The organism is Deinococcus yavapaiensis KR-236, assembly GCF_003217515.1.
Classification (GTDB): domain Bacteria; phylum Deinococcota; class Deinococci; order Deinococcales; family Deinococcaceae; genus Deinococcus_A; species Deinococcus_A yavapaiensis.
Genome location: NZ_QJSX01000020.1, coordinates 52,562 through 59,594 on the forward strand (window position 1 = coordinate 52,562; position 7,033 = coordinate 59,594).

Sequence of the window (7,033 nt, forward strand, 5' to 3'; positions counted from 1 at the left end):
CGATCAGGGGCAGCGCACGTCCTGACCGAAGTACGCCTTGCTGAGCTTGGCGTACGTTCCGTCCGCCATCAACTTCTCCAGCGCGGCGTTCACGGCGCTCACGAGCGAGGTGTTGCCGAGGCCGACCGCCATGCCGATGCGCTCGGGAAAGATGACGTCGCCGATTTGGAGTTTGCCGGGCATCGTCTTTACGACGTCTAAGGCGTTGAAGCGGTCGAGAACCATGGTGTCGGCGCGCTTCACGAGCACGGCCGTCAGTTGGTCGTTCGTGGTCGGCAGCGTCTTAATTTCCTTCAAGCCCGGCAGTCGTTGGGCGTACTGCAGGTAGGACGTGTTCACGCCAAGCGTCACGACTTTGCCTTTGAGGTCGGCGAGGGTCTTCGGGCCGCCGGGACGCGACACCAGGACGCCGCCCGAGCAGTAGTGCGGATTGCTGAAGCTCACGGCCTTCTGCCGCTCGGGCGTGATGCCGTGCGAGGCGATCACGAGGTCGTACTTGTTCTGCGCCAGCCCGATGAGCAAGCTGTCGAACACGATGGTCGTCCACTGTGGCTTGAGGCCCATCTGCTTGGCGATGGCGTTTCCGAGGTCGACTTCGAATCCGGTGAGGGTCTTGCCTTTGAAGTAGTTGAACGGCGGGTAGTTTCCTTCCGTCGCGAGCCGCAGCACTCCGGTCTTGCGAATCTCGGCGAGGGTCGCGGGCTGGGCCGCCGCGCTCGAACAGGCGACGGCGGCGAGGACCAGCGAGAGGCGGAAAAGCGTTCGGTTCATACGTCCTCCTCGAAAGCCGAAACGTCCGGGGACGCTCGGTCAACGTGCGTTGCGAAGTCCGGGGTCCTCGGCGAAGACGAGGTCGCCGTCCGGGGTGATGGGCGTGCCGTGCCCGAAGGCGCCGAGCGTCGCGCAGTTGCGGGCGGCTTCGCGCGCTCCGGCTCGCAAGGCGGACGGCAGGTCGCCCCTGTCGAGCCAGACGTTCAGGAACGCGGCGATGAAGGCGTCGCCCGCGCCGAGCGTGTCGACGACGTCGGCGGGTTCGGCGGCCACGAAGGTCGGCTCGCCGCCCGTGACGGCGAGCGCGCCGTGCTCTCCGCGCGTGACGACGACGACGCGGGCGCCGAGGCGCTCGACGCGTCGCGCGAGCTCGACGCAGCCGCGCTCGTCGTGCTCGGCGGCGGACAAGAAGGCCACGTCGAGCAGCGGCGCGACGTCTTCGAGGTGCGCGTCCGTCCATTCGGACGAGAAGTCGAACGACAAGCGCGGCGCCGCTTCCCGAATGCGGGGCAGCAGGTCGTTCAGGCCGCTGTACAAGCTGACGTGCGTGACGTCGTGGGCCGAGACGAAGTCGAAGTCGTCGAGGGTGAGTTCCCAGCGGGTGGAGACGCCGAGGTCGCTGCCGGTGAACGTCCGGTCGGTGCCTCGGTGCACGACTTTCGACCACGACGTGCTTCCCGGGACTTGGCGGCAGCGGGTGACGTCCACGCCCTCGTGGCGAAGCGCGCGCAGAACGAGGTCGCCGGGCGCGTCTTGCCCGACGACGCCGAGGTAGCTGGCGGTCTCGCCGAGCCGGGCGCTCAAGGCGGCCACGTTCACGGCGTTGCCGCCGGGGTACATGAGGCCGGTCGTGAGGTACAAGTCGACCGTGTTGTCGCCGAGTCCGAGGAGGCGGCGCACGTCAGTACTCGGTGACCCACATGTAGCGGCGGGTGTCGAGGTGATGGCCGTGCAACTCCGAGAGGTGCTCGGCGAAGCGGTTGAGGGCGGCTTGCAGCACGAACGGCGCGACGATCGGGCGAATCACGGGATCGATTCCGTGCATGGGGTAATCGAGCGAGTCGTAGATCATGAGGCGCGAGCTGTACTTTTTGCAAAAGGCGAGCGCGCGCTCGGCGAGGGGACGGCTGGGGTCTTCGCCGAGGAGCAGCATGACAGGCGTGGACGCGTCGAGAATCTCGAAGGGACCGTGGAACCACTCGGCAGCTTCGACGGGAATGCTGTGCATCCACTGCATCTCCATGAGCATGCACACGCCGAAGACGTAGGCGGTGGCGAACATGGGGCCGGACGCGAGATGGTACAACGTGCGGTCGTGCTGGTACGTGCGCGCGTCCTCGAGCGCTCGCGCGTCGTTTTGGCGGGCGGCCTCGACGAGCACCTCGGGCAGCGCGTCGAGCGAGCGCAGCAGGGCGTCGAGGTGTGGCCAGCCGTCTCGGGCGTGCATGAGGCCCCCGACGAGCGCTTGCAAGGCGATGAAGATGCCGGTGTGCGCCTGCTCGGTGTCACCGATCAGCAAGGTGCGCTTGGCGGCGCGCGCGAGGAGCGCGTCGGCGGTGCTCGTGACGGCGAGCGTCTGGCACGGCTTGTCTTGCAGGTACCGCGCGGCGTCGACGGTTTCGCGGGTGGTGCCGGACTTCGAGGCGAGGATGACGAGGGTGCGCTCGTCCAGCCGAGGTTCGAGGGTGACGAATTCGGCGGGAAAGAACCGTTTGACGTGCAGTTGGGTGCGCGTTTGGTCGAGCCAGTACTCCAAAGCGAGCATGACGCGGTTTGGGGCGCCGCAGGCGACGAGGTAGACGCGGTCGACGGTCGGCGCGAGCGCCATGCCGAGCCGAGCGGCTTCGTTCTTGACGCGGAGGGCCTCGGCGAGGCCGTCGGTGATGCGGGCATGGTCGATCGGGGCCGCTCGAACGGCGGTCACGCTGGTGGTCCTTGTCATTGGTTCCCCTTGCGGTTCTTGGTATATACCAAGAGTGCCCTCGAAGCTCCGAAAAGTCAAGGTGCCGCGCCACCACGGTCCCGCTCGCCAATTTGAAACACCACGAGGTGCGGATGATTCACCGACTTCACGTACTCGAACGGCACCCCAGAGGGATCGCGCACGACCGAGCGGTACAGCAGCACCGCCTGCCCCTCGTCCAAGCCCAGCATGCCCGCCTCGTCGCCCGTCGCCGGTCGCACGGCGATGCTGCTGTCGCCCACGCCCACCTCGATGCCGAAACGCTCGCGCAGCACTCCGTACAACGACTGGTTGCCCAGCAAGTCCTCGGCCGCCAAGTCCGGCACGCGGGCCGACGGCAGGTAACTCGTCTCCAGACAGAAGGGCACGTCGTTCACCAAGCGCAAGCGGCGCAACACCACGGCCGCGCTTCCAAGCGGCACCTCCAGCTTCTCGGCGACCTTGCTCGAAGCGGGCGCCACGCGAAAGTCCAGCAGACGTCCCCCGGCCGTTCCGCCCGTCGCCGCGACCATCTGCGTGATGCTGTTGAGCCGGTCGTCGTTGAGCACGCGGCTGACTTTCGGCGCGCTCACCCGCGTGCCCGCCGTGCCGTCCCGCTCCAGCAAGCCCAGGCGAACGAGGTTGTCCATCGCCTTGCGGACCGTCATACGGCTCACGCCCAGTTGCTCGGCGAGTTCCCGCTCGGACGGCACCTTGTCGCCCGGTCCGTACTCGGCCCGCTCGATCATCTCGCGAAGCATCTGCTGCACCTGCAAGTAGCGAGGCGCGAACTCGAGCGCCGACGAGGACGGGGAACGGTCCAGCTTCGTCATCGTCTCTAGCATGCCGCGCCGCTTGCGAAATTGGTAGGACCGCGCGCTCGCCCCGCCCCGCCGGACGGCGTCACGTTGTCGAGGCGCACTCCAGCGAACGCTCATCTCGCGGATGGTACGGTATGGCCCATGACTGCCTCGCTGCCTCGCCGTTCCGACGTCGCCCCCGAGTCCAAGTGGGACATCGAGCACCTCTTCGCCACGCCTGCCGAGTGGGACGCGGAGTTCGCCGCGCTCGAAGCCACCTTGCCGAGCCTCGCAGAGTTCAAAAGTCGCCTCGCGAATCCCGACATGATCGCCGCGTACCTCGGGCGCAGCGAGACGCTCGCGTCTCGCCTCTCGCGCCTGAACAACTACGCGTTCATGTCGGCGTCCGTGGACGCGTCCGACACCGACGCGAACGCACGCCGTGAGCGGGTGACGGGCCTCGCGGGCGCCTTCGCCGCCGCCATCGCCTTCGCCGAGCCGGAGTTGCTCGCCTTGCCCGCCGACACGCTGAGCGCGTGGACGCGGACGCCCGAACTGCGCATGTACGCCCACTTCTTCGACAACCTCGAACGGCAACGGCCTCACGTTCGAAGCGCGGACGTCGAGGAGGTGCTCGGCCTCGTGCGCGGTCCGTTCGGCGCGGCCCGCACCATCCACCCGACGCTCGTCAACACCGATCTCGATCTCGGAACGGTCGGCGGCGTCAAGATCGGGCACGGCAACATTGACCGCCTCACCCAAGATCCCGACCGCGAGGTGCGCCGCGGCGCGTGGGAAGCTTACGCGGACGCGCACCTGAAGTTCGCGAACACCATGGCGGCGTCCTTGAGTGCCGGGGTGCGGCAAGACGTCTTCGTGGCGCGCGTGCGCGGATACGAAAACTCGTTGCACGCCGCGCTCTCTCCGAACAACATTCCCGTCGAGGTCTTCCACACCCTCATCGACACGTACCGCCGTCACGTCGGAACGTGGCATCGCTACTGGCGCGCTCGCGCGAGACTGCTCGGTTTGGAACGCCTTCGCGAATACGACGTCAAAGCGCCGCTCACCGCCGAACCGCCGCGCGTTTCGTACGAGCAGTCCGTCGAGTGGATCTGCGAAGGCATGGCGCCTCTCGGCACGGAGTACGTGAACGCGATGCGGAGCGGCCTCACGACCGAGCGTTGGGTGGACGTGTACCCCAACGAAGGCAAGCGGCAAGGCGCGTACTCCAGCGGCACACAAGGCACGCTGCCGTACATCTTCATGAGCTACGCCGACAGCCTGTTCAGCCTCTCCACCCTCGCACACGAGATCGGCCACTCCATGCACTCGTACCTCACGTGGCGCAGCCAGCCGTACGTGTACAGCCGCTACAGCCTGTTCGTCGCCGAGGTAGCCTCCAACTTCAATCAGGCGATGGTGCGCCGCCACCTCTTCGGCGCGCGGCCCGACGAGGACTTCCAAATCGCCCTCATCGAAGAGGCGATGAGCAACTTCCACCGCTACTTCTTCATCATGCCGACCCTCGCGCGCTTCGAACTCGACATCCACGAGCGCGTCGAGCGAGGCGAAGCCCTCTCGGCGCGTACCCTCAACGCCCTGATGGCGGACCTGCTCGCCGAAGGATACGGAGACGGCGTCGAGATGGACCGCGAGCGAAGCGGCGTCACGTGGGCGCAGTTCAGCACGCACCTCTACAGCAACTTCTACGTCTTTCAGTACGCGACGGGCATCAGCGCTGCCCACCAACTTCTCGCGCGCTTCGACGGCGACACGCAGGCGGCGCGCGAAGACTACCTGGCGTTTTTGCGGGCGGGCGGATCGCTGTACCCGCTCGACGCGCTCAAACTCGCGGGCGTCGACATGCGTTCGGGCGAAGCGGTCGAGCGGACCTTCGAGGTGCTCGCCGATTACGTCGACCGCCTCGAGAAGATCGTGGACGCGCGGGAAGGACGCTGACCTCATGCTGGACGCCGTGAACTTGGAGGAGAAGTTCGGGCTGTTCGACGAGGCGTGGTCGCCGAAGATCGTCGGGCACCTCAACGGGCAACTCGTGAAAGTCGTGAAGTTGCGCGGCGAGTTCGTGTGGCACCATCACGACGAGGAAGACGAATTGTTCCTCGTCGTGCGCGGCGAGTTGCGCATGCGTTTTCGCGACCGCGACGTCCTCGTGAAGCCCGGCGAGTTTCTGATCGTTCCCAGGACCGTCGAGCATCTCCCGGTCGCCGAGAGCGACGAAGTTTGGGTCGTCCTGTTCGAACCCGCCTCGACCCTGAACACCGGTAACGTCGTCGGCGAGCGCACCGTGACGCAACTCGAACAGCTGTGACGACTTGGCACGACTTCGTCTCACGCGGCATTCCCGGGCGGCTCGAAGCTGCCCGGGCGGGGCTCAATCCCACCGTGATCGCGCGAATGCCAAGTGGTTTCGCCGTGCTCGGCGACTCACAGTTCCTGCCGGGCTACGCGTTGCTGCTCGCCGATCCGCTCGCACCGAGCCTCGAAGACCTCGACGAGCTCGGTCAGACGACTTTCCTGCGTGACATGGCGCGGCTCGGACGGGCGATTCGAGCGGTGACGGGCTGCGCCCGCGTCAACTACGGCATCTACGGCAACACCGACCCTTACCTGCAAGCGCACGTCTGGGCGCGGTACGACTGGGAGGACGCCGAGCGTCGCGCCACGCCCGCGTGGTTCTATCCGCCCGAGGTGCGCTTCGCGCCCGACGCTTTGTTCGACTCGGCGCGGCACGCCGACTTGCTTTTGCAACTTCGAGCGACCTTGAACGAAGAAAACGGCCGCTCGGGCCGTTGATGGTCATTATTATACGGCATGATTCGCCTATCCACAAGCCCTATGCACTGGAAAGCGGACAAAAGTGTGCATAGTGAGGCATGAAGCCTCACGTGCCCATCGGCGCGTTGTCGCGCCACCTGTCCGCCTACCGGCCCTTATTTCGCGATCGTCGTCTCTTCGACGGCTTCACGGCCCTCACCCACGGCATCCTCGCCTCGGGCGGCTTGCGCCTCTCGCAGATCGCGCGGGCCGCGCCTCGAACAACGTGCACCGAGCACGCCGAGCGCCGCTTACGCCGCCTCGTGCACGGCGGCAACGCCCGTGCAGACGTACGCCCCGCTCGCTTGACGCGGGTGTTGACGGAACTCGGCGCTCAGCGGCTGGCGGGCAGTGACGAAGTGCTCGTGATCCTCGACGAGTCGGACCTTCGAAAGCCGCACAGCCACAGAATCGAGCACCTCGACACGGTGCGCTCGCTCGACGACACACTCGTGCACGGCTTCCACACCCTCACTGCACTCGGTATCTCCTCAAGTGGCCCCCGGGCGTTGTTGTACCACACGAGTTTCAGCACGCTCGCCCCTGGATTCAAGAGCAAGAACGCCGAGTACCGAACGGCGGTGAACGCAGTCAAGGATGCGCTGACTGCGCACGGCGTGACGCGCATCTTGTGGGTACTGGACCGTGGCTTCGACGCCTTGGACTTCCTGCGCTTTTTGCA

General features: G+C 66.4%; 8 protein-coding genes. 4 read left to right on the top strand and 4 right to left on the bottom strand.

The features are described 5' to 3' along the window. Positions 1–3 precede the first annotated feature (3 nt). Genes DES52_RS19705 through DES52_RS19720 form a run of 4 tightly spaced genes read right to left on the bottom strand, consistent with a single transcriptional unit; the run spans position 4 to position 3,651 of the window. On the bottom strand, positions 4–771 hold the full coding sequence (locus tag DES52_RS19705) for an ABC transporter substrate-binding protein (protein WP_110888543.1): 768 nt from the start codon (positions 769–771) through the stop codon (positions 4–6). A 39-nt stretch (positions 772–810) separates the two neighbouring features. Further along, positions 811–1,671, bottom strand: a complete 861-nt coding sequence (locus tag DES52_RS19710; RefSeq protein WP_110888544.1) for a PfkB family carbohydrate kinase — start codon at positions 1,669–1,671, stop codon at positions 811–813. A 1-nt stretch (position 1,672) separates the two neighbouring features. Beyond that, positions 1,673–2,713 carry an SIS domain-containing protein gene (locus tag DES52_RS19715; protein WP_110888545.1) on the bottom strand — a complete coding sequence of 347 codons (1,041 nt, stop codon included), beginning with the start codon at positions 2,711–2,713 and terminating at the stop codon, positions 1,673–1,675. A 56-nt stretch (positions 2,714–2,769) separates the two neighbouring features. Then, positions 2,770–3,651 carry a GntR family transcriptional regulator gene (locus DES52_RS19720; protein ID WP_245901170.1) on the bottom strand — a complete coding sequence of 294 codons (882 nt, stop codon included), beginning with the start codon at positions 3,649–3,651 and terminating at the stop codon, positions 2,770–2,772. Positions 3,652–3,675: 24 nt separating this feature from the next. On the opposite strand from DES52_RS19720, the gene pepF reads away from it, so the two are divergent. The 4 genes from pepF to DES52_RS19740 all read left to right on the top strand — a co-directional run. After that, positions 3,676–5,475, top strand: a complete 1,800-nt coding sequence (gene pepF / locus DES52_RS19725) for an oligoendopeptidase F (protein WP_110888546.1) — start codon at positions 3,676–3,678, stop codon at positions 5,473–5,475. A 4-nt stretch (positions 5,476–5,479) separates the two neighbouring features. Further along, entirely contained in the window at positions 5,480–5,845 is a 366-nt protein-coding gene (locus DES52_RS19730; protein ID WP_211317969.1) for a cupin domain-containing protein, read from the top strand. Next, positions 5,842–6,330, top strand: a complete 489-nt coding sequence (locus DES52_RS19735) for an HIT family protein (protein WP_211317970.1) — start codon at positions 5,842–5,844, stop codon at positions 6,328–6,330. The genes DES52_RS19730 and DES52_RS19735 overlap by 4 nt, the downstream gene beginning before the upstream one ends. A gap of 80 nt (positions 6,331–6,410) precedes the next feature. After that, on the top strand, positions 6,411–7,033 hold a 623-nt coding region (locus tag DES52_RS19740), incomplete at its 3' end, for a hypothetical protein (RefSeq protein ID WP_146237394.1).